Source organism: Pseudidiomarina sp. WS423 (assembly GCF_050750165.1).
Lineage (GTDB): Bacteria > Pseudomonadota > Gammaproteobacteria > Enterobacterales > Alteromonadaceae > Pseudidiomarina > Pseudidiomarina fusca.
In genome coordinates this window covers 1-20,024 of record NZ_JBOJLN010000016.1, presented here as the reverse complement: position 1 = coordinate 20,024, position 20,024 = coordinate 1, and the positions used below count along the sequence as shown (strand labels likewise).

The following is a 20,024-nucleotide window of genomic DNA, read 5'->3' as shown; positions in this document are numbered from 1 at the left end:
ACACGACATCTGTTTATCTAGGATTTATCAATCTATGCCAACACAGCCAACAAGCAATTCTTACCATCAACATTATGACGTGATTGTCATAGGTGGCGGCCATGCAGGTACTGAAGCAGCCTTAGCGGCTGCACGAATGGGCTGCAATACTTTATTGCTTACCCATAACATCGAAACCTTAGGGCAAATGTCATGTAATCCTGCGATTGGCGGTATTGGTAAAGGTCACTTAGTTAAAGAGATTGATGCCCTAGGCGGTGCCATGGCTATGGCAGCTGATAAAGCTGGTATTCAATTTCGTACCTTAAACTCATCGAAAGGGCCAGCAGTTCGCGCCACTAGAGCTCAGGCAGACCGACAGCTATACCGAGCTGCTATCCGAACGATTCTAGAAAACCAACCTAATTTAAGTTTATTCCAACAAGGTTGTGATGATCTGATCGTTGAAAACGATCGGGTTGTTGGTGTTGTAACCCAGATGGGCTTAAAGTTTTCGGCAACCACAGTTGTACTTACGGTAGGTACATTTCTAGGTGGCCAAATCCATATAGGTTTACAAAATTATCAAGGTGGGCGAGCTGGCGATCCTCCAGCAAATGCATTGGCAAAACGCTTACGTGAGCTGCCATTGCGAGTAGATCGCTTAAAAACCGGAACACCTCCAAGAATTGATGCAAAGAGTATCGATTTTTCAGTGATGCAAGAACAACCAGGTGATACCCCAACTCCTGTTTTTTCATTTATGGGATCACAAGCAGATCACCCACAACAAATTTCTTGCTACATTACCCACACCAATGAACAAACTCATGAGATTATCCATGGTGGCTTAGATCGTTCCCCCATGTACTCTGGTATCATTGAAGGCGTTGGTCCGCGTTATTGTCCGTCTATCGAAGACAAAGTTATGCGCTTTAGTGATAAAAACTCGCACCAGATCTTTGTCGAGCCAGAGGGTTTAACCACCCATGAAGTGTACCCCAATGGTATTTCAACTAGTTTACCTTTTGATGTGCAAGTAGCCTTAGTACGCTCCATCAAAGGTTTTGAAAATGCTCACATTACTCGTCCAGGCTATGCCATAGAGTATGATTATTTTGATCCTCGCGATTTAAAACAAACCTTAGAAACCAAACATCTACAAGGCTTATTTTTTGCCGGACAAATTAATGGAACGACCGGATATGAAGAAGCTGGTGCACAAGGCTTAGTAGCAGGCTTAAATGCTGCATTACAAGTGCAAGGAAAAGACGGTTGGGCTCCTCGTCGTGATCAAGCTTACATGGGAGTATTGATTGATGATCTCAGTACTCTCGGCACCAAAGAACCCTATCGGATGTTTACGTCACGCGCCGAATATAGATTGTTATTGCGCGAAGACAACGCAGATATGCGCTTAACTGAAAAAGGCCGCGAGCTAGGTTTAGTTGACGATGCAAGATGGGCTGCGTTTAACGACAAAATGGAAGCCATTGCACAAGAGCAACAACGTCTACGTAGTACTTGGATCCATAAAGATCATCCAGCAGTTGCTGCGGTTAATGAATTAGTTAAAACGCCGATAACTCGAGAAGTGAATGGCGAAGAATTATTACGTCGCCCTGAAATTAGTTATCAAGATCTCGTCAAAATTGATGCTTTAGGACCAGGTTTAGCCGACGAAAAAGCTGCTGAACAAGTAGAAATTCAAACGAAATATGCTGGTTACATAGCGCGTCAGCAAGACGAGATTAGCAAACAGCAACGTCATGAAAATACTCAGTTACCGGCTCATTTTGATTATGCCAGTATCAAGGGTTTATCCAATGAAGTGATTGCTAAGCTGAATCAACATCAACCAGAAACCGTTGGTAAAGCTGCTCGAATATCTGGCATTACTCCAGCAGCAATCTCAATGTTGTTGGTGCATTTGAAGAAACTTGGCCTATTGCGAAAGAGTGCTTAATAAAATCCATGTTAAATAGACTACAATCATTATTGGCTCAGGCCGAGCTTGATCTTTCTCTAGATAAACAAGTTCAACTTATTCAATTGGTTGAACAATTAAATAAATGGAATAAAGCCTACAATTTAACGTCGGTTCGTGATCCCATCCAAATGGTGAGTCGCCACATTGTGGATAGCCTTGTGGTGTTACCACATCTTCAAGGGCAACGCTTTATTGATGTCGGAACTGGGCCCGGATTGCCTGGCTTACCTTTAGCCATTGCTTGTCCAGAACGTGATTTTGTTCTGTTAGATAGCTTAGGCAAAAGGATTCGTTTTATCCGCCAAGTTAGCCATCAGTTAGGCCTTAAGAATGTAACAGCTGTGCAAAGTAGAGTTGAAGATTATCAACCTGAACTAAAATTTGATGGCGTGATAAGTAGAGCCTTTGCCTCGCTTAATGATATGCTGAATTGGTGTGAGCATTTACCTAAGCCTGATGGCCGGTATTTTGCTCTAAAAGGGCAATACCCAACTGCTGAATTGGCTGACTTGCCAGCGCAGTTTGAGGTTGAACAAGTGATTCGATTACAGGTTCCAGAGGCCGATGGCGAACGCCATGTGGTGATTATAAAAACGAGAGGATAACCCCTGTGGGCAGAATTATTGCGATTGCTAATCAAAAAGGCGGCGTTGGTAAAACCACCACTGCTGTTAATTTGGCAGCATCGATGGCAGCAACCCGCCGTAAAGTATTGCTGATAGATCTTGATCCTCAGGGCAATGCAACCATGGGTAGTGGTATCGACAAATACGATGTTGAAAACACCGCCTATGAACTATTGGTTGAGCAGAAACCAGCCGAACAAGTGATTATTAAAGAAACTAACGGTAAATATCACCTCATTGCGGCTAACTCTGATACCACGGCTGCTGATATTAAATTAATGGAAGAATTTGCGCGCGAGCAGCGCTTGGCTAATGCCTTAAAACCAGTGGTTGATAATTACGATTTTATCTTCATCGATTGTCCACCATCGCTCAGTATGTTGACCGTAAACGCCATGGCCGCCGCTGATTCAGTGTTAGTGCCGATGCAATGCGAATATTTTGCTCTTGAAGGCTTAACGGCGTTAATGGATACCATTGAACGATTAGCTGAAGCTGTTAATCCACGGTTGATTATTGAAGGTATTTTGCGAACCATGTACGACCCTCGTAATCGTTTAGCTAATGATGTGTCAGAGCAACTGAAAAATCATTTTGGTGACAAGGTTTATCGAACCGTTATTCCACGAAATGTTCGCTTAGCTGAAGCTCCTAGTTTTGGCTCACCAGCCATGTATTACGATAAATCATCAGCCGGAGCTAAAGCCTATTTAGCCCTGGCCGGAGAGTTAATTCGTCGCGCCGAACAACAAAAAAAAGCCGAAGCAGCGGCTGAAGCTTAAGCTAAAGGAAACGACGCTTTATGTCTGCCAAAAAAAGAGGATTGGGGCGCGGTTTAGATGCCCTACTTACAACCAGTAAAACGGCTCGTGAAAAAGAACATCAGGTTCCTGATGAGATAGTTCAAGACTATCGCCAAGGCGAACTGCAAAAGTTACCGATAGAATGGTTACAGCCGGGCAAATATCAACCACGCAAAGATATGACTCCTGAGGCCCTTGAAGATCTCGCTGCTTCAATTAAAGCCCAGGGTGTAATTCAGCCCATTGTTGTGCGCGAAATAGCGCCAGAAAAATATGAAATTATCGCAGGTGAGCGACGTTGGCGTGCAAGCCAGCTGGCACGCCTAGACGAAGTACCTTGTTTGATTAAAAACGTCCCTGATGAAGCGGCTGTAGCTATTGCGTTAATTGAGAATATTCAACGTGAAGACCTCAATGCCATGGAAGAAGCGACCGCCTTACAACGCCTACTAACGGAATTTCAATTAACTCATCAAGAAGTTGCCGATGCGGTAGGTAAATCCCGAGCAACTGTAACTAACTTGCTGCGTTTGAATAATTTACAATCCGAAACTAAAACGCTACTAGAGCGCGGTGACATTGAATTAGGTCATGCCAAGCTGTTACTTGCTTTAGAGGGTGATGCGCAAACAGACATTGCTCGGTTAATTGCAGCAAAAGGCATGACGGTGCGTGAAGCTGAAAAACTGGTTCGCCAAGCTCTAGAACCAGCCAAGCCAAGCCCAGCAAAACCGCAGCCTGATGCTGATATTCAACGTCTAGAGAAGCGCTTAAGTGAACGCTTAGGCGCCGCTGTCGCAATCAGTCACGGCCGTAAAGGCAAGGGTAAAGTTGTAATTAATTACAGCAGTTTAGATGAATTAGATGGCATTCTTATGCAATTTCAATTGAATGAGGATGGCTAACCATCCCATTTCATTTGCATTTGAACGTTAAATCTTTATACTATCGCGGGCTTTCAACCGAGGGTTTTAGCCCGTGAATAGAACGTTAACAGGCCAAGGGAAACAACTCGCAGCGAGGTTAATTCGCGCCCAAGCTGGAGCTATATTTTTGCTCGCTTGTGTCTTTTCTTTGGTGCAGCCGCATTTTGGCTATATGTATTTTTGGGGTGTTGTGGGTGGCGGTATCGCCGTCATTATTCCTACGGCACTGTTTGCATGGCGAGCCTTTGCTGAAGGTGGAGCGCGAGCTGCGCAAACTGTAGTGAGTAATTTTTTTGCCGGCGAAGCATTAAAAATTTTCTTCGCAGTAGCCTTATTGGTTGTATTGCTGGTATTTACTTCGCTCCCGCTTAGTGCGGTTGTTAGCGGCTATATTACCGCCTTAGCAGTGCAATGGCTGGCACCAATTTTGTTTTTAAAATCAACTTAAAATTGTGGGAAACTAAGATGGCTGCAGAAGAGTTAACGCTCCAAAGTCATATTCAGCACCACTTAACTAACGCCAAAATGTGCTCTACCGAAAATGGTATAGCCTTTAATAAAGCGTGTAGTGAAGCTGGCTTCTGGACATGGCATATTGACACCTTAGCTTGGTCTATCGGACTAGGTATCTTGTTCTTAATGATCTTCCGTAGTGCTGCAAAGAAAGCAGATACTGGCGTGCCCGGTAAGCTGCAGTGCTTTATTGAGATGATTGTTGAATTCGTTGGTAACAACGTACGCGACACTTTCCACGGTAAAAGTAAACTTATCGCTCCTCTAGCGTTAACCATTTTCGTGTGGGTTTTCCTCATGAACTTAATGGACTTAATTCCGGTTGACTTTTTGCCTGCTTTTGCTGGTTTTGTGGGCGAGCAAGCCTTCGGTGTGGATTCGCACGATGTGTACATGAAAATCGTACCAACCACCGATATCAACATGACCGCAGCATTAGCCATTGGTGTGTTCTTACTCATGATTGGCTACGGTATTCGTATGAAAGGTATCGTTGGCTTCATCAAAGAACTTACCTTACACCCGTTTAGCTCAAGTAATATGGTCGTTCAGGTGCTACTGATTCCGTTTAACCTATTGCTTGAAACGATTGCTTTGGTGGCCAAGCCGTTCTCGTTGGCACTGCGTTTGTTCGGTAACTTATATGCCGGCGAGCTAATCTTTATCCTGATTGGAGCGATTGGTCTGGCGCAATTACCATTGCACTTTGTGTGGGCGGTATTCCACATTCTTGTAATTGTGTTGCAGGCCTTCGTATTTATGATGCTGACTATTGTTTACTTAAGCATGGCCAGCTCAGAGAGCCACTAAGATTTTGTATTAACTTTTATTTTTTAACTTAACCTTTGAAATATCGGAGAAAACAATGGAACTAATGTTAGGTCTTAAATATATCGCTGTAGCTTTACTGATCGGTTTCGGTGCAATCGGTACCGCAGTAGGTTTCGGTAACATGGGTGGTAAATTCTTGGAAGCGTGTGCACGTCAACCAGAACTAGCTCCTTCTCTGCAAGTTAAAATGTTCATCTTAGCAGGTTTGATCGATGCGGTAGCCATGATTGGCGTAGGTATCGCAATGGTACTGTTGTTCGTACTGTAAGGTCTATTGATACCAATTCGAACAACTGAACTAAGGGGGTAGGTCGTGAGCTTAAACATGACCCTTATCGGCGAACTGATTGCCTTTATCGTCTTCGTACTATTCTGTATGAAGTTCGTATGGCCACCGCTGAATAATGCGATTGAAGCCCGTCAGAAGAAAATAGCCGATGGTCTGGCTGCCGGTGAACGTGCAGAAAAAGACCTGGAATTAGCGCAAGCTAAAATTGCTGACGAGTTAAAAGAAGCGAAAGCACAGGCGGCTGAAATCATTGCCCAAGCGAAGAAACGCGCTGAGCAATCGGTTGAAGAAGGCAAACAACGCGGCGAAGCCGAGCGCGAAACTATTATCGCTGCTGGTCACGCTGAAGTTGAAGCTGAACGCAATCGCTTACGCGAAGAACTGCGCAAGCAAGTAGCTGTATTAGCTGTTGCTGGTGCTAGCAAAATCATCGAGCGTGAAATTGATAAAGACGCTCACAGTGACATTGTTGAAAAACTGGTCGCTGAACTCTAACCAAAGGGGTTTGTGCAAATGTCAGAATTGACTACGGTTGCTCGCCCCTATGCAAAAGCAGCTTTTGATTTTGCAGTAGAGAACGGCGCGATTGAAAATTGGCACAGTATGATTGCTTTTGCTGCTGCGGTAGCAAAAGACTCGGCTATGGCCACATTTTTGAGTAGCGCCGAAACGCTAGATAAGAAAACTGAAGTATTCATTAATGTATGTGGCGAACAATTGGATGAAAAAGGCCAGAATTTTGTTCGTTTAATGGCTGAAAATAGCCGTTTGAATGCTTTACCTGCTGTACTTGCCCTATTTGGTGAGTTACGCGCTGAACATGAGAAAGAAGTCACGGTAGATGTTACCTCCGCCGTAGCACTCTCACAGCAGCAACAGGACAATCTAGCGAAAACGTTAGAGCAACGTTTTTCACGCAAAGTTAAGCTGAATTGCACTGTCGATGAGGCTATTGTCAGTGGCTTATACATTAAAGCTGGTGACACAGTAATCGACGGCACGGTGCGCGGCAAGTTAGAACGACTTGCACACGCACTGCAATCCTAATTGGGGACTTGAGCATGCAACTGAATTCAAATGAAATCGCAGAGCTGATCAAAAAACGAATTGAACAGTTCGAAGTGGTCAGTGAAGCTCGTAACGAAGGTACCATCGTTTCTGTAACCGACGGTATCATCCGCATTCACGGCCTTGCAGACTGTATGCAAGGTGAGATGATTGAGCTTCCTGGCAATCGTTACGCTATCGCTTTGAACCTTGAGCGCGACTCTGTCGGTGCCGTGGTTATGGGTCCTTATGCGGACCTTCAAGAAGGCGTAAAAGTTAAATCAACAGGCCGTATCTTAGAAGTTCCTGTTGGTCGTGCATTACTTGGCCGTGTAGTGAACACCCTAGGTGCTCCTATTGACGGTAAAGGCCCGATCGACGCGGATGGCTTTGAGCCGGTAGAAAAAATTGCTCCTGGTGTAATCGAGCGTCAATCGGTAGATCAACCTGTACAAACAGGTTATAAGTCAATCGATGCTATGATTCCAGTAGGCCGTGGTCAGCGTGAGTTGATCATCGGTGACCGTCAGACAGGTAAAACTGCATTAGCTATCGACGCTATCATTAACCAGAAAAACTCTGGTATTAAGTGTGTGTACGTAGCTATCGGTCAGAAAGCTTCTACTATTGCTTCAGTAGTACGTAAATTAGAAGAGCACGGTGCCTTAGAAAACACCATCGTGGTAGCTGCATCTGCTTCTGAATCAGCAGCATTGCAATACCTAGCAGCCTACTCAGGTTGTACTATGGGTGAATACTTCCGTGATCGTGGTGAAGACGCGTTAATCGTTTATGATGATTTGTCTAAGCAAGCTGTTGCTTATCGTCAAATCTCATTGTTGTTACGTCGTCCGCCAGGTCGTGAAGCTTACCCAGGTGACGTGTTCTATCTTCACTCACGTTTGCTTGAGCGTGCAGCGCGTGTTAACGCTGACTACGTTGAAAAGTACACCAATGGTGAAGTGAAAGGTCAAACCGGTTCATTAACGGCGCTGCCTATTATCGAAACCCAAGCGGGTGACGTATCAGCGTTCGTACCAACCAACGTGATTTCAATTACCGATGGTCAGATCTTCTTAGAAACTGATTTGTTTAACGCGGGTATTCGTCCTGCAGTTAACGCTGGTATCTCGGTATCTCGTGTAGGTGGTGCAGCGCAAACCAAGATCATTAAGAAACTTGGTGGTGGTATCCGTTTAGCGTTAGCGCAGTATCGTGAATTAGCAGCGTTTGCTCAGTTCGCTTCAGACTTAGACGAAGCAACTCGCGCGCAGTTAGAACACGGTCAGCGTGTTACTGAACTGATGAAACAGAACCAATATGAGCCAATGAGCGTGGCTGACATGGCAGTGTCTATCTTCTCTGCAGAAAAGGGTTACCTTAAAGATGTAGAGCAAGACAAAATCCTCGACTTCGAAAGTGCGCTGATTGCGTACATGCGTAGCGAGCACGCTGAGCTGATGGCGGATATTGACAAAACTGGCAACTATAACGACGACATCGAAGCTAAGCTGCACGAAGGTTTAAAAACCTTCAAGAAAACGCAGTCTTGGTAAGCGGAACGTGGCTACAATTTTTGTAGCCACAAGTCGTTGAGTTAACAGGAGAATATCATGGCCGGCGGTAAAGAGATAAAAACCAAGATCGGGAGTATTAACAATACTCAGAAGATCACCAGTGCAATGGAGATGGTTGCTGCGTCCAAAATGAAAAAGGCGCAGGAACGTATGGCTTCAAGCCGTCCGTATGCGGACAGCATTCGCAAGGTGATCGGCCATGTTGCCCATGCAAACCTAGAGTACAAGCATCCGTATCTAGAAGATCGTGATGTGAAACGGGTTGGCTACATCGTCATTTCTACCGACCGTGGCTTGTGCGGTGGTTTAAACACAAACGAATTTAAAGCGGTTGTGAAACATGCCCAAGCACAAAAAGAAAACGGCGTAGAAGTAGACTTTGCAGCCATTGGCAACAAGGCTACGGGTTTCTTTAAACGCTTTGGAGGCCGTTTACTGGCACAAACATCAGGTCTAGGCGATAAGCCAAGCGTGAATGATGTGTTAGGGACTGTACAAGTGATGCTAGATGCCTTTGATGAAGGCAAATTAGATCGCTTGTTCGTGGTGTACAACAAGTTTGTTAACACCATGAAGCAAGAGCCAACGATAGCGCAATTGCTACCGTTGCCAAAAGCTGAGTCTCGCGATGAGGTTCAATCAGGTAGCTGGGACTATCTGTATGAACCTGATCCACAACCCATTTTAGAGTTGCTGATTCGTCGCTACGTAGAAGCAACCGTGTATCAAGGTGTGGTGGATAACATTGCCAGTGAACAGGCAGCGCGGATGGTGGCTATGAAAGCCGCTACCGACAACGCCGAAGACCTCATCGATCAGCTGCAATTGGTGTATAACAAAGCACGCCAAGCAGCGATTACGCAGGAAATTTCGGAAATTGTATCGGGCGCCGAAGCGGTTTAAGGCGAAGCTTGCAAGAATTTTAGAGTTAGAGGAAATGTCATGAGTCAAGGTAAGGTCGTGCAAATTATTGGCGCGGTTGTGGATATCGAATTTCCACAAACAGACGTGCCAAAGGTATACGACGCGCTGAAGGTGACCGACGGTGACCTCAAGGGTTTGACCTTGGAAGTTCAGCAGCAGTTAGGCGGTGGTATCGTGCGTACAATCGCACTAGGTACTACTGACGGTCTGCGTCGTGGAATTACCGTAGAAAATAGCGGCGAGCCAATCATGGTACCAGTGGGTAAACAAACCCTAGGTCGTATCATGAACGTATTGGGTGAGCCAATTGATGAAGCGGGTGAAATCGGTGAAGAAGAACGTATGTCTATTCACCGTGCTGCACCTTCGTACGAAGAACAGTCAAGTGCTACTGAACTGTTAGAGACCGGCATCAAGGTTATCGACTTGATTTGTCCGTTCGCTAAGGGTGGTAAAGTTGGTCTGTTCGGTGGTGCGGGTGTAGGTAAAACCGTAAACATGATGGAACTTATCCGTAACATCGCTATCGAGCACAGTGGTTACTCAGTATTCGCTGGTGTAGGTGAGCGTACTCGTGAAGGTAACGACTTCTATCATGAGATGAAAGACTCAAACGTACTCGACAAAGTTGCACTGGTTTATGGCCAGATGAACGAGCCTCCAGGTAACCGTTTACGCGTAGCGTTAACAGGTTTGACCATGGCAGAGAAGTTCCGTGATGAAGGTCGTGACGTTCTGTTTTTCGTAGATAACATCTACCGTTATACCCTTGCTGGTACCGAAGTATCTGCATTGTTAGGTCGGATGCCATCTGCGGTAGGTTATCAGCCAACTCTTGCCGAAGAGATGGGTGTACTACAAGAACGTATTACTTCAACCAAAACTGGTTCAATCACGTCGATTCAGGCCGTTTACGTACCTGCGGATGACTTAACTGACCCATCACCAGCCACTACCTTTGCTCACTTAGATGCAACCGTAGTATTGTCTCGTGATATCGCGTCACTGGGTATCTACCCAGCGGTTGATCCATTGGATTCAACGTCACGTCAGTTGGACCCATTGGTTATCGGTAAAGAGCATTATGAGACTGCGCGTGGCGTCCAGTCAGTATTGCAGCGTTACAAAGAGCTGAAAGATATCATCGCAATCTTGGGTATGGACGAATTGTCTGAAGAAGACAAGATGACCGTATCTCGGGCGCGTAAAATTCAGCGCTTCTTATCGCAGCCATTCTTCGTAGCAGAAGTATTTACTGGCTCACCAGGTAAGTATGTGTCTTTGAAAGACACCATCGCTGGCTTTAAAGGCATCTTAAACGGTGATTACGACGACCTACCAGAACAAGCGTTCTACATGGTTGGTAGCATCGAAGAAGCAGTCGAAAAAGCCAAAAAAATGTAATAAACCGGGAGGTTTAAATGGCAGCTAAAACTGTACAGCTTGACGTGGTCAGCGCCGAAGAACGTTTGTTCTCTGGCGCCGTAGAGACCTTGCAAGTGACCGGTAGCGAAGGTGAGCTAGGTATTTATCCTGGTCACGCCCCTTTATTAACGACGATTAAACCAGGTATGGTTCGCGTAGTTAAAGAAGGTGGCGAAGAAGAAATCATCTACGTAGCCGGTGGTGTGCTAGAAGTGCAGCCTCACAACGTCTCGGTACTTGCTGACTCGGCAGTTCGTGGTGAAGAGCTTGATGAACAGCAAGCCCTTGATGCGAAGAAACGTGCTGAAGAAGCAATTGCAGATTCTGCCTCTGATTTAAGTTATGCAGAAGCAGCAGCTGAATTAGCTCGAGCGTTGGCACAACTGCAGATTATTCGCAAAATTCGCAAGTAATCAGCGCGCCTGCAATCTAAAGAAAATGAAAAGACCCGTAAATTTCGGTTTGCGGGTCTTTTTTTCGTCTGTTAATTTGTTGTAAACAGCTTTAAAATAGCTGCAGGTTTATAAAATAGAAACGGAAGGATTCATGTCTCTGAATGTGGTAGTTCTAGCAGCAGGTAAAGGCACCCGGATGCGTTCAGCGTTACCAAAGGTGTTACATCCCATCGCCCATAAACCCATGGTTCAGCATGTGATTGATACTGCGCATACCTTAGCGCCTACACATGTGCAGGTTATCTATGGCCATGGTGGCGATGTACTTAAGGAAAGGCTAGCCGGACAATCGTTAAATTTTGTTGAACAAGCGCAACAGCTAGGTACTGGTCATGCCGTGCAGCAGGTCGTGCCTTATGTGGCTGACGACGAAACTGTACTTATTTTGTATGGTGATGTACCGCTAACGCGCACAGAAACTCTGCAAGGCTTGTTGGATGCTGCGGCAACGACGGAGTTAGCGCTGCTCACCGTGACCCTACCCGACCCCACCGGCTATGGACGTATCATGCGTGATGCCAGTGGCGCGGTAGTAGGTATTGTTGAGCAAAAAGATGCCAGCCCAGAGCAGCTGGCTATTACTGAAGTAAACACCGGTATGATGGCGGTAAAAGGAGCAGCGTTAAAACGCTGGCTTGGCAATTTATCCAATGATAACGCCCAAGGTGAATACTATTTGACGGATATTGTCGCTATGGCTGCCGCAGAAGGCGTAGTGATTACCACGGCACAACCACAAGCCATTAGCGAAGTGGAAGGTGCCAATAATCGGGTGCAGTTAGCCGGGCTAGAGCGTGCCTATCAAGCTCGCCAGGCTGAGCAACTGATGCTTAACGGTGCCACCTTAATGGATCCGGCTCGGGTTGATGTTCGCGGCGAGGTTATCATCGCGAATGATGTGGTGGTTGATGTTAACGTTATTTTTGAAGGCCGGGTTGAACTTGGCGAAGGCGTAGTTATCGAAAGCAACTGTGTGCTGCGTGATTGTAAGATAGGCGCAGGTTCTCGGGTAAAAACGAACAGCCTGATTGAAGAAGCCGTACTTGCAGAAAATTGTGCTGTGGGCCCTTTTGCCCGCTTACGACCAGGTGCTGAGTTGGCTGAGGGCGCACAGGTAGGTAACTTTGTTGAGATTAAAAAGACTCGCATGGGGCAAGGCTCTAAAGCGAGCCATCTTACCTATTTAGGTGATGCAGAAATTGGCGCTGGAGTGAATATTGGCGCAGGCACTATTACTTGTAATTATGACGGTGTAAACAAACACCTGACAGAAATAGACGATGGTGCGTTTATTGGTTCAAATAGTTCGTTAGTGGCTCCGGTACGAATTGGTAAGCATGCTACCGTAGGTGCAGGCTCTACCGTAACGAAAAATATCGATGATCATGAGCTAGGTGTGGCCCGTGGTCAGCAACGGAACATCAGTGGCTGGCAACGCCCTGTAAAAAAAGGATAAGGACAATGTGCGGAATTGTTGGTGCAACCTCAGAGCGCCGTATTAGTGAAATCTTGATTGAAGGCCTAAAGCGGCTTGAATACCGTGGTTACGATTCGGCTGGTTTAGCCGTATTGAGCGAAGACGGACGCCTACAAAGTGTGCGTCGGACTGGTAAAGTCCAGGCACTCAAAGATGCGGTTGGCGAGCAACCGTTAGCCGGTACTGCTGGTATCGCTCACACGCGTTGGGCTACTCATGGTGGTGTTACCGAGGCAAACGCACATCCTCATATTTCTGAAGATTGTATTGCCGTAGTGCACAACGGTATTATCGAGAATCACGATAAATTGCGTGAGCAGTTAAAAGGATTGGGCTACACCTTTGCGTCTGATACTGACACCGAGGTGATTTGTCATTTGGTTCATCACGAGCGTAAAACTCATGCGGACTTATTCACTGCTGTACAAGCCGCAATCAAACAGCTTGAAGGGGCTTACGGCACTGTCATCATGGACTGTCGCGATCCTGGCAGACTTATTGTCGCGCGCTCAGGTAGCCCCTTGGTGATTGGGCTTGGTATTGGTGAAAACTTTGTCGCATCAGACCAATTGGCTTTGTTACCAGTAACCCGCAAGTTCATGTACCTTGAAGAAGGTGATATGGCGGATATTAGTCGTACCGAAGTAAAGGTGTACGATGCTGACGGTAACCGCGTTGAGCGCGAAATTCATGAGTCTGACGGCAACTACGATGCTGGTGGCAAAGGCGAATACCGCCACTTTATGCTCAAAGAAATTCATGAACAGCCAAGTTCGGTGCGTAATGCGTTAGAAGGCAGGATTGTTGATGGCAAAATTGCTGAAGATGTCTTTGGTAATGGTTCTTTAGATCTATTGAAAGGTATTCAGCATGTACAAATTGTTGCCTGCGGTACCTCTTATCACGCTGGAATGGTGGCTCGCTATTGGCTTGAATCAATGGCTGGAGTTTCTTGTAACGTTGAAATCGCCTCAGAATTCCGTTACCGCACCTCTCATGTTCATCCAAATAGCTTATTAGTCACTATTTCACAGTCAGGTGAAACGGCTGACACCTTAGCGGCGCTACGTTTAAGTAAGGAGCTTGGTTACAAGGGCAGCTTAACTATATGTAACGTTTCTACCTCGTCAATGGTGCGTGAATCAGATTTAGCCTACATGACTCGTGCGGGTACGGAAATTGGCGTGGCATCAACGAAAGCTTTCACCACGCAGTTAGTTGGCTTGCTGATGTTAACTTTGGCTATTGGTCAGTACCGCGGCATGAACGAAGAGCAGCAAGCGGCCGTAATTAAGTCATTGAAAACATTACCGTCTAAGCTTGAAGAAGCCTTGCTGTTAAGTGATGCCATTGAAGCCTTAGCGCCAGAGTTTGCTGATAAATTCCATAGCTTGTTCTTAGGCCGTGGTACGCAATACCCTATTGCAATGGAAGGCGCGCTAAAGCTGAAAGAAATCTCATACATTCATGCTGAAGCCTACGCCGCTGGCGAACTGAAACACGGGCCTTTAGCACTGATTGACGCCGACATGCCGGTTATCGTGGTCGCGCCAAACGATGAGCTGTTAGAGAAGCTGAAATCAAACGTGGAAGAAGTACGCGCCCGTGGCGGAATCATGTATGTGTTTGCTGACAAAGACGCACACTTTAAAGGTGACGACAGCATGCGCGTGATCAACGTGACGCACTGTGATGAGCTGATTGCGCCAATTGTGTACACAGTACCGTTGCAACTACTCTCCTACTTCGTTGCCATTATTAAAGGCACCGACGTAGACCAGCCGCGCAACTTGGCTAAATCGGTAACGGTGGAGTAATTCCACCGTTTTACTGGTTGCTGATAAGCCTATCAAGTGGGCTAGCTGTGCCCGCATAATGTTGACCAATGACGTGTGTATAAATTTGAGTTGTACTCACGTCGTTGTGCCCTAGTAGTTCTTGCACTGTTCTAATGTCGCATCCCGCTTGTTTATAAGCATTTGGATATTTTCTATCGAGCGCATTAGGCATCGATGGGCCAAGTCCATTCTTGTTATCCTCGATCTGAACAGTTAAAGCCGTTTCAATGGCTTGTTGTAATGGTTAAATGAGTCTTTGGCTGAGAAGGGTTTGCCGATCTTTCTTGCCTTTACCGTCACGAATCGTAAGTGCAGCATGGCGCTCATTCGCCAACCAACTTAAAAAGGCCTTCACCTCTTCCGCTCCCATATCAATAGGATGTCGTTTTTTATGAAAATAGATAAACTGCCGTATCCAACCTAAATAAGATTTCTCCGTTTTTAAGCTATAGCCACGTAATCGCATATCAGCGCGAAGTTTTTCAATAAAAGGGCTCGCCATCATTAACATCCATGATTTTTGATAATCGTGAGTTAAGCATAATCGATCAATCGGCACGCTTCACGGCTCAAAGTCGCACACTTAAAGCTTGCATGTAGGATAAATATGTCCTATTTTCAATTACATAATTTAAACAAAAATAGTGTTATCAGGCGTAGTCGAACAGCAAAGTGTGCATGCTTACTTTGCTGACAGTAAAAGGCGACTTTCTAGATGGTTTTTGTATTGTTTTTGGTGAGTTACCAATTTAAACGAACGATTACGACATGTGCCAGCACACTACACAAATGTTAGGCCTACCGAAGAGAAATGGCAGAATGTCTGACGAGCGAAAACTAATTCCAGCTGATCCAGAGTATCTGTCTGCTCTTGGCCTCGCGACTTACGCATTCGCACGATGTGAATGGCAAGTCGTATGGTGCAGCGAGAAAGTTTATCCGGGTTCAGTTGCTAAGATCACTTCTGAAGAAATGACGGCCGGAACAATTGGCAAATATTTCGCAAACATCGTACGAAACATGCCAAAGTCGAAAGAGCGCGAGGAGTTGAGTTCGCTGGCCTCGGAGTTCCTCGCTTTGGTTAACGAGCGAAATAGAATAATTCATGGTAAGCCTTGCACTGCTCCAAGTGGGGCGCAGAGGCTCAGCGGTACTGGCATTATCGAAATATCCGATCTAGAACAAGCCGCAGATGCATTTACAGTATGTGCTGGCAAGCTCAACTCACTTTTTTACGGCTTCTTGCAAAGCTATGTGCCACGACAGGCCTAACAAGGAATTCAAGCTCGCTCGTTACACTCGCTGGGACGCGCTTTCAGCGCGCCCCTTAATTTCGCGTTAGGCTTAAAGAGCAGAAATAGAGGAGAAAATCATGGATTCAGTTAATTGGACGGATAGAAAGCAAGTCAGGGAACTGGTGCAAAAGCATAGCTTGATTTTTCGTCAAGCTGCTGAAAACGGAATCATCGAGCAGGCTCAATTGGATGTCGGTGACGAATTAAATGCTATTACTGAAAGCCTTGACGAAAGTAAGGTCGAGTTGTTTAACAATCTCTACGCGGAGGAATCGAATGCTGCGGCTTCGAAGTTAGAGAGGGAAACTGCTGAGCTGAATTTGAAAACCGCTGAGATCGAATTAAAAACCGCCGAGTCAAACGCCAAGGCCGAGTACACTGGTCAAATTATAGGAGCCATTATATTATTTGTTGTACTATTTTTTATCTTTAAAAATTTGTAGCCTAACAAACAGCACCAGTACGCGCCCTTCGGGCGCAGGACGGCTTTTAAATTGCGCGTTTTTGCGAATCGCTGCGCGAATTTTATCGCAACGCGCAATTTAAAAACCGCCTCTGTGCTGGGCGTTAGGCATTTCCATGAACGAAAAGATTAGTTTAGATAGCAAATACCTTGTTGAAATTCGTCTTGGGGAAAACCATGAGAAGGTTCATGCTGCTTGGCAAGACGATACTAATGAGGGTTTTCTGATTTGTTATGACATTAATTTATTATTTGATGATCAAACTGTATTCTTGGTCAAACCATGTGAAATTGGGATTGCTGGTCGGTATCCCGGGATGGCGTTGTCATTGGAAAAAATTGAGTCAGTAAATTGTCAGTCGCCGTTCAATGCTTCGTGCCTTCCGATGAAAGTTGATGAAGTAATTCAAACAGATTACTTGGGTGAGGGCGCTGTAAATGAAATTATCCTTGTTCTAGTGAATAAATGCAGAATTATAATCAGGCATGTCTTTCCCCCCATGACAATGGGTGTAAAACTGGAGCAAAAAAATGCCTAACAAACCGCTTAAATTCGTTCCGGCCACAAAAAGCGTGGCCTCCACCGGACTCGCTAACGCTCGCCGTTTAGCGGGGCGTTAGCAATCACAAGGAGCTATCGTGCACGAAGTCACTGAATTATTAAGACAAATCGCGGAGCAAACAAAACCAGATAATAAGGCTATTTGGGTTGCAGCAATATCTTCAGTTTCTGCTCTGGTTGGTGCTGGTATTGGTGCACTTTTGCTCTATCGGGGCACTAAGAAGCAAATAGAATCAGCTTCAGAAATCGAAGAGAAGAAAATAAGAGCCAACATTATTACTACCGAGAGGCTGAGATGGCTTCAAGAGTTACGCGCTAAAAGTAGTGAGTTCTACGCCAATTTAGATATGCATTACAACTTACTTAAAAGGCCAGTAAACCCACAAGCTAATCCTGAGTACCAAGAAGAGGCTGACAAGATTTCTAAAGAAGTAATGGTTCAGGTAAATCAAATAATCCTGTTGCTTAACCCTAAGAAAACGCATCAAGAAAAAATGCGCCAGAGCTGCAATGGATCACTTGCTTTTTTCCAAGAGTGTGTAGGAAAAAGAAATCAAGGTGATTTTAGCTTTGATGACCAAAAGTACGCTCAAATAAAAACAGATTATTTTAATGCGTTAACGGAAGTCGGTGTTGAAACCTGGAAGCAAGTAAAGGAGCTAAAATAATTGCTAACAAGGCCATCAAATTCGCTCCCTTCGGTCGCCGGACGCTCGCAAGCTCGCGCCGTTTATGGCGGCGTTATGGCTAAGTAATTTCACATTTAGTTGTTTTAAGGAGGAAACATGATTAATGATTTTAAAAACTGGTGGAACTCAGTGCCAAAAGCTCAGAAAACTGGCTTGATCGTGTTAGCGGTTTTTGTTGCGGCTGTTCTTATCATGAGTTTTGGAGTGACTATCGGCTCATCTCTGGGTAAGGTGCTCTAAAGTTGTTGCTCTCAGGAATAGATACATTTGAGCTCTCATGGCAAAAAGTGCTACTAACATTTCCGTTAGTTCCGCCACGAGCGGTATCAAGCGGGCAATGTAGCCATAACAAGGCCAGGCAGGGCGACGTCTTTTCCGCTACGGCTTCGCCTTCACTACAAAGTCGCGCGTGCTGGCGGCGTTATAAGCCATAGGAAACCACATTTGGCGATTCTATTTTTTACCGTATTTATTGTTACGTTTTGCTGGCTAGAGCTTCTTTATTTAGCTCTAAATCGCTTTGGAAAGGTAGCTACCGTAGGAGTCTCGGTACTGGGTGTTACTGCGGGTTTTTTGTACTCATATTATGGTGTAACAGATTACACAAGAGACACTAAAGCCGTCCCATTAGTGGTGTTCAGTATACTGGCCTATCTAATACCAGCAATCGTGTTGTATTTTATCGCTTTGTTTACAAAACATTTTAGTGTAAGTAGTAGGCATGCATGGGCAGCAGTTATTGGTTTTATTAACTGTTTTGTTTGGCCTTTCTTTGCCCTTGCACTTGGCTGTTACTCAGAGTTGGATTGCATTTAATGGCTTATAACAAATTGCTTAATTTCGTTCCGGCCACAAAAAGCGTGGCCTCCACTGGACTGCCTACGCTGCGCTGCGGCAGCCAATTAGCAAAGCGTTAGCTGCCAAAACAGGAGAGTTTGTGAAAAAGTTCGTCTTTGTCGTTTTTCTTCTAATCACATGCAATACATTCGCAAGTGATTACAAGGCTATGGATGGGTATTCGTCCTCCCCTCTCGAAGAACCGGTTTTCGAATATGCGAAAGTTATTGTTGATACGACCGCTTTTAATAACTGGCTAAATGCTAATTATTCAAAGCTAGACGCACAGTCTATGAAGGGCCCAAGAGAGCACCTTTACTATTTATTAAGCTCATATGTTTCCGAACTTTATAAAAGAGACGGAGTTATTCTCCCAAAGGAAAATGATCTTGTTTTAGAAACAATGCTTTCATGGAGTGAGAGGCTAGGGGTTTATGGGGCTCACCTTTTTTATAATAAAATAAAGAGGCCTGATTCCACGGCTATGCCAGAACTAATGAAAGTCCCTGAAGGTATCAAAATATCAGCCTTCAATGACATGTATGAAGTTAAATCAAAAAATGGCGGCTGGGAGTTCAAAATCCCATACTATTTTATGATAGGAGGTATCAACGAATTTGAAGCGACCAATGGAATGCACACCCAGCTCTTAATAATTTCTACTGGGGCAGTAAGAGATAAAACAGAAGCAGGTCGCTCACAATCAACTTTAATGTTTGTCCACTCGCCGTCTAAAAAAACCGATGAATTTAAAAGTTATTGGCTTTCCCAATTTAATATAGGAAGTGACATAAAACCAACATCACTAGGTCTAAACAGTCTGGAGAGCTTTTACCTTTACGATAGACGGGCCCGGCTACATAAAGAAGTCGCTTTTTTGCCGTCACATAAAGGCTCTTACCTTGTGGCCTACTTGGGTATGGATGGAGCGTTCCAGGTAAACAAACAACATTATTTAGATTTTCTGTCACAGGTGAATATTGAGAAAGAGACAGCAGCTAACAAATCAATGCAGTCGACCGCTAACGCGTCGGCTGATTGAAGCATTAAGTGCTAGGAGGAATATGTCCACTATCGAAAAACTTTTAGATAACGCCTATCAAGATACTCAGCTTTTAATAGGCAATGATGAAAAAGGGGATAATTTCAATGTTCCAAGAGATATTGATTTTATTCTTTATGCACCAACTGCTGAAAAAGCAGCGTTGGTCGCTAACTTCATTAATGATAATCGTTATGGTTCTGCGCGGTCAGAAACCATCAATGAAAATCACAGAATTACCGTTGTCGTAAATATGCCATCAACACAAAATCTCGTGTGTTCTGTGTCTGGCTTAATGGTGTGCATTGCTTCATTATTCAACATCGAATACGACGGGTGGGGTTGTGCATTACAGCGCACTTAACAAGGCCCAGCACACCGCGCACTTCGTGCGCTGGACTCGAGCAAGCTACGCTTGCACTCGCCTGTGTGGGCA

At 45.1% G+C, this 20,024-nt stretch carries 23 protein-coding genes and 1 pseudogene; 23 read left to right on the top strand and 1 reads right to left on the bottom strand.

The genetic code is table 11. From position 1 onward, the window contains the following. Positions 1-34: 34 nt before the first annotated feature. The 15 genes from mnmG to glmS all read left to right on the top strand — a co-directional run bounded on the left by mnmG (position 35) and on the right by glmS (position 14,679). On the top strand, positions 35-1,945 hold the full coding sequence (gene mnmG / locus ACQ661_RS11005; RefSeq protein ID WP_110075774.1) for a tRNA uridine-5-carboxymethylaminomethyl(34) synthesis enzyme MnmG: 1,911 nt from the start codon (positions 35-37) through the stop codon (positions 1,943-1,945). An 8-nt stretch (positions 1,946-1,953) separates the two neighbouring features. Next, positions 1,954-2,574, top strand: coding sequence for a 16S rRNA (guanine(527)-N(7))-methyltransferase RsmG (gene rsmG, locus ACQ661_RS11000; RefSeq protein ID WP_153826500.1), 621 nt, complete (start codon positions 1,954-1,956; stop codon positions 2,572-2,574). Positions 2,575-2,579: 5 nt separating this feature from the next. Further along, positions 2,580-3,377, top strand: a complete 798-nt coding sequence (locus ACQ661_RS10995) for a ParA family protein (RefSeq protein ID WP_110075776.1) — start codon at positions 2,580-2,582, stop codon at positions 3,375-3,377. A gap of 20 nt (positions 3,378-3,397) precedes the next feature. After that, positions 3,398-4,303 carry a ParB/RepB/Spo0J family partition protein gene (locus tag ACQ661_RS10990; RefSeq protein ID WP_153826499.1) on the top strand — a complete coding sequence of 302 codons (906 nt, stop codon included), beginning with the start codon at positions 3,398-3,400 and terminating at the stop codon, positions 4,301-4,303. Positions 4,304-4,376: 73 nt separating this feature from the next. Further along, the gene (locus ACQ661_RS10985) at positions 4,377-4,772 is read left to right on the top strand and encodes an ATP synthase subunit I (RefSeq protein WP_153826498.1); all 396 of its coding nucleotides are present in this window, start codon (positions 4,377-4,379) and stop codon (positions 4,770-4,772) included. A gap of 17 nt (positions 4,773-4,789) precedes the next feature. Beyond that, the gene (gene atpB / locus ACQ661_RS10980; RefSeq protein ID WP_153826497.1) at positions 4,790-5,647 is read left to right on the top strand and encodes a F0F1 ATP synthase subunit A; all 858 of its coding nucleotides are present in this window, start codon (positions 4,790-4,792) and stop codon (positions 5,645-5,647) included. A 55-nt stretch (positions 5,648-5,702) separates the two neighbouring features. Then, positions 5,703-5,936, top strand: coding sequence for a F0F1 ATP synthase subunit C (gene atpE, locus ACQ661_RS10975; protein WP_034733567.1), 234 nt, complete (start codon positions 5,703-5,705; stop codon positions 5,934-5,936). 45 nt (positions 5,937-5,981) lie between these two features. Continuing rightward, positions 5,982-6,452: a F0F1 ATP synthase subunit B gene (atpF, locus tag ACQ661_RS10970; protein ID WP_110075779.1), complete on the top strand. Its 471-nt coding sequence runs from the start codon at positions 5,982-5,984 to the stop codon at positions 6,450-6,452. Between the two features lie 18 nt (positions 6,453-6,470). Then, entirely contained in the window at positions 6,471-7,004 is a 534-nt protein-coding gene (gene atpH, locus ACQ661_RS10965) for a F0F1 ATP synthase subunit delta (protein ID WP_110075780.1), read from the top strand. Positions 7,005-7,018: 14 nt separating this feature from the next. Further along, the gene (gene atpA, locus ACQ661_RS10960; RefSeq protein ID WP_110075781.1) at positions 7,019-8,560 is read left to right on the top strand and encodes a F0F1 ATP synthase subunit alpha; all 1,542 of its coding nucleotides are present in this window, start codon (positions 7,019-7,021) and stop codon (positions 8,558-8,560) included. Positions 8,561-8,617: 57 nt separating this feature from the next. Beyond that, the gene (gene atpG, locus ACQ661_RS10955) at positions 8,618-9,484 is read left to right on the top strand and encodes a F0F1 ATP synthase subunit gamma (protein WP_110075782.1); all 867 of its coding nucleotides are present in this window, start codon (positions 8,618-8,620) and stop codon (positions 9,482-9,484) included. A 39-nt stretch (positions 9,485-9,523) separates the two neighbouring features. Beyond that, the gene (gene atpD, locus ACQ661_RS10950) at positions 9,524-10,909 is read left to right on the top strand and encodes a F0F1 ATP synthase subunit beta (RefSeq protein ID WP_110075783.1); all 1,386 of its coding nucleotides are present in this window, start codon (positions 9,524-9,526) and stop codon (positions 10,907-10,909) included. Positions 10,910-10,926: 17 nt separating this feature from the next. Next, positions 10,927-11,343: a F0F1 ATP synthase subunit epsilon gene (locus tag ACQ661_RS10945; protein ID WP_110075784.1), complete on the top strand. Its 417-nt coding sequence runs from the start codon at positions 10,927-10,929 to the stop codon at positions 11,341-11,343. A 133-nt stretch (positions 11,344-11,476) separates the two neighbouring features. Next, the gene (gene glmU, locus ACQ661_RS10940) at positions 11,477-12,841 is read left to right on the top strand and encodes a bifunctional UDP-N-acetylglucosamine diphosphorylase/glucosamine-1-phosphate N-acetyltransferase GlmU (RefSeq protein ID WP_431668330.1); all 1,365 of its coding nucleotides are present in this window, start codon (positions 11,477-11,479) and stop codon (positions 12,839-12,841) included. Positions 12,842-12,846: 5 nt separating this feature from the next. Continuing rightward, the gene (gene glmS / locus ACQ661_RS10935; protein WP_369742938.1) at positions 12,847-14,679 is read left to right on the top strand and encodes a glutamine--fructose-6-phosphate transaminase (isomerizing); all 1,833 of its coding nucleotides are present in this window, start codon (positions 12,847-12,849) and stop codon (positions 14,677-14,679) included. 10 nt (positions 14,680-14,689) lie between these two features. On the opposite strand, the pseudogene ACQ661_RS10930 reads toward glmS, so the two are convergent. Further along, positions 14,690-15,205 (bottom strand): annotated as a pseudogene (locus tag ACQ661_RS10930) (phage integrase N-terminal SAM-like domain-containing protein). A 314-nt stretch (positions 15,206-15,519) separates the two neighbouring features. Here ACQ661_RS10930 and ACQ661_RS10925 point away from each other — a divergent pair. From ACQ661_RS10925 to ACQ661_RS10890, 8 genes are all read left to right on the top strand, one after another. Further along, positions 15,520-15,972, top strand: a complete 453-nt coding sequence (locus tag ACQ661_RS10925; RefSeq protein WP_431668329.1) for a hypothetical protein — start codon at positions 15,520-15,522, stop codon at positions 15,970-15,972. Between the two features lie 100 nt (positions 15,973-16,072). Next, positions 16,073-16,438 (top strand): hypothetical protein, encoded by a 366-nt coding sequence (locus ACQ661_RS10920; RefSeq protein ID WP_431668328.1) that lies wholly within the window; start codon positions 16,073-16,075, stop codon positions 16,436-16,438. A 136-nt stretch (positions 16,439-16,574) separates the two neighbouring features. Beyond that, positions 16,575-16,997 carry a hypothetical protein gene (locus ACQ661_RS10915; protein ID WP_431668327.1) on the top strand — a complete coding sequence of 141 codons (423 nt, stop codon included), beginning with the start codon at positions 16,575-16,577 and terminating at the stop codon, positions 16,995-16,997. A gap of 100 nt (positions 16,998-17,097) precedes the next feature. Continuing rightward, complete coding sequence (locus ACQ661_RS10910) at positions 17,098-17,688, top strand: hypothetical protein (protein WP_431668326.1); 591 nt, start codon at positions 17,098-17,100, stop codon at positions 17,686-17,688. A gap of 117 nt (positions 17,689-17,805) precedes the next feature. Further along, entirely contained in the window at positions 17,806-17,949 is a 144-nt protein-coding gene (locus ACQ661_RS10905; RefSeq protein WP_181394975.1) for a hypothetical protein, read from the top strand. A 204-nt stretch (positions 17,950-18,153) separates the two neighbouring features. Beyond that, the gene (locus ACQ661_RS10900) at positions 18,154-18,525 is read left to right on the top strand and encodes a hypothetical protein (RefSeq protein WP_431668325.1); all 372 of its coding nucleotides are present in this window, start codon (positions 18,154-18,156) and stop codon (positions 18,523-18,525) included. A 121-nt stretch (positions 18,526-18,646) separates the two neighbouring features. Next, positions 18,647-19,588 carry a hypothetical protein gene (locus ACQ661_RS10895; RefSeq protein WP_431668324.1) on the top strand — a complete coding sequence of 314 codons (942 nt, stop codon included), beginning with the start codon at positions 18,647-18,649 and terminating at the stop codon, positions 19,586-19,588. Positions 19,589-19,610: 22 nt separating this feature from the next. Continuing rightward, positions 19,611-19,952, top strand: coding sequence for a ribonuclease E inhibitor RraB (locus ACQ661_RS10890; protein ID WP_369743941.1), 342 nt, complete (start codon positions 19,611-19,613; stop codon positions 19,950-19,952). Positions 19,953-20,024: the final 72 nt, after the last annotated feature.

Excerpts from the sequence above, each read along its gene's own strand:
- mnmG (WP_110075774.1), top strand. The coding sequence starts at position 35 with ATGCCAACACAGCCAACAAGCAATTCTTACCATCAACATTATGACGTG.
- rsmG (WP_153826500.1), top strand. The coding sequence starts at position 1,954 with ATGTTAAATAGACTACAATCATTATTGGCTCAGGCCGAGCTTGATCTT.
- ACQ661_RS10990 (WP_153826499.1), top strand. The coding sequence starts at position 3,398 with ATGTCTGCCAAAAAAAGAGGATTGGGGCGCGGTTTAGATGCCCTACTT.
- atpB (WP_153826497.1), top strand. The coding sequence starts at position 4,790 with ATGGCTGCAGAAGAGTTAACGCTCCAAAGTCATATTCAGCACCACTTA.
- atpE (WP_034733567.1), top strand. The coding sequence starts at position 5,703 with ATGGAACTAATGTTAGGTCTTAAATATATCGCTGTAGCTTTACTGATC.
- atpH (WP_110075780.1), top strand. The coding sequence starts at position 6,471 with ATGTCAGAATTGACTACGGTTGCTCGCCCCTATGCAAAAGCAGCTTTT.
- atpA (WP_110075781.1), top strand. The coding sequence starts at position 7,019 with ATGCAACTGAATTCAAATGAAATCGCAGAGCTGATCAAAAAACGAATT.
- atpG (WP_110075782.1), top strand. The coding sequence starts at position 8,618 with ATGGCCGGCGGTAAAGAGATAAAAACCAAGATCGGGAGTATTAACAAT.
- atpD (WP_110075783.1), top strand. The coding sequence starts at position 9,524 with ATGAGTCAAGGTAAGGTCGTGCAAATTATTGGCGCGGTTGTGGATATC.
- ACQ661_RS10945 (WP_110075784.1), top strand. The coding sequence starts at position 10,927 with ATGGCAGCTAAAACTGTACAGCTTGACGTGGTCAGCGCCGAAGAACGT.
- glmU (WP_431668330.1), top strand. The coding sequence starts at position 11,477 with ATGTCTCTGAATGTGGTAGTTCTAGCAGCAGGTAAAGGCACCCGGATG.
- glmS (WP_369742938.1), top strand. The coding sequence starts at position 12,847 with ATGTGCGGAATTGTTGGTGCAACCTCAGAGCGCCGTATTAGTGAAATC.
- ACQ661_RS10925 (WP_431668329.1), top strand. The coding sequence starts at position 15,520 with ATGTCTGACGAGCGAAAACTAATTCCAGCTGATCCAGAGTATCTGTCT.
- ACQ661_RS10920 (WP_431668328.1), top strand. The coding sequence starts at position 16,073 with ATGGATTCAGTTAATTGGACGGATAGAAAGCAAGTCAGGGAACTGGTG.
- ACQ661_RS10915 (WP_431668327.1), top strand. The coding sequence starts at position 16,575 with ATGAACGAAAAGATTAGTTTAGATAGCAAATACCTTGTTGAAATTCGT.
- ACQ661_RS10905 (WP_181394975.1), top strand. The coding sequence starts at position 17,806 with ATGATTAATGATTTTAAAAACTGGTGGAACTCAGTGCCAAAAGCTCAG.
- ACQ661_RS10890 (WP_369743941.1), top strand. The coding sequence starts at position 19,611 with ATGTCCACTATCGAAAAACTTTTAGATAACGCCTATCAAGATACTCAG.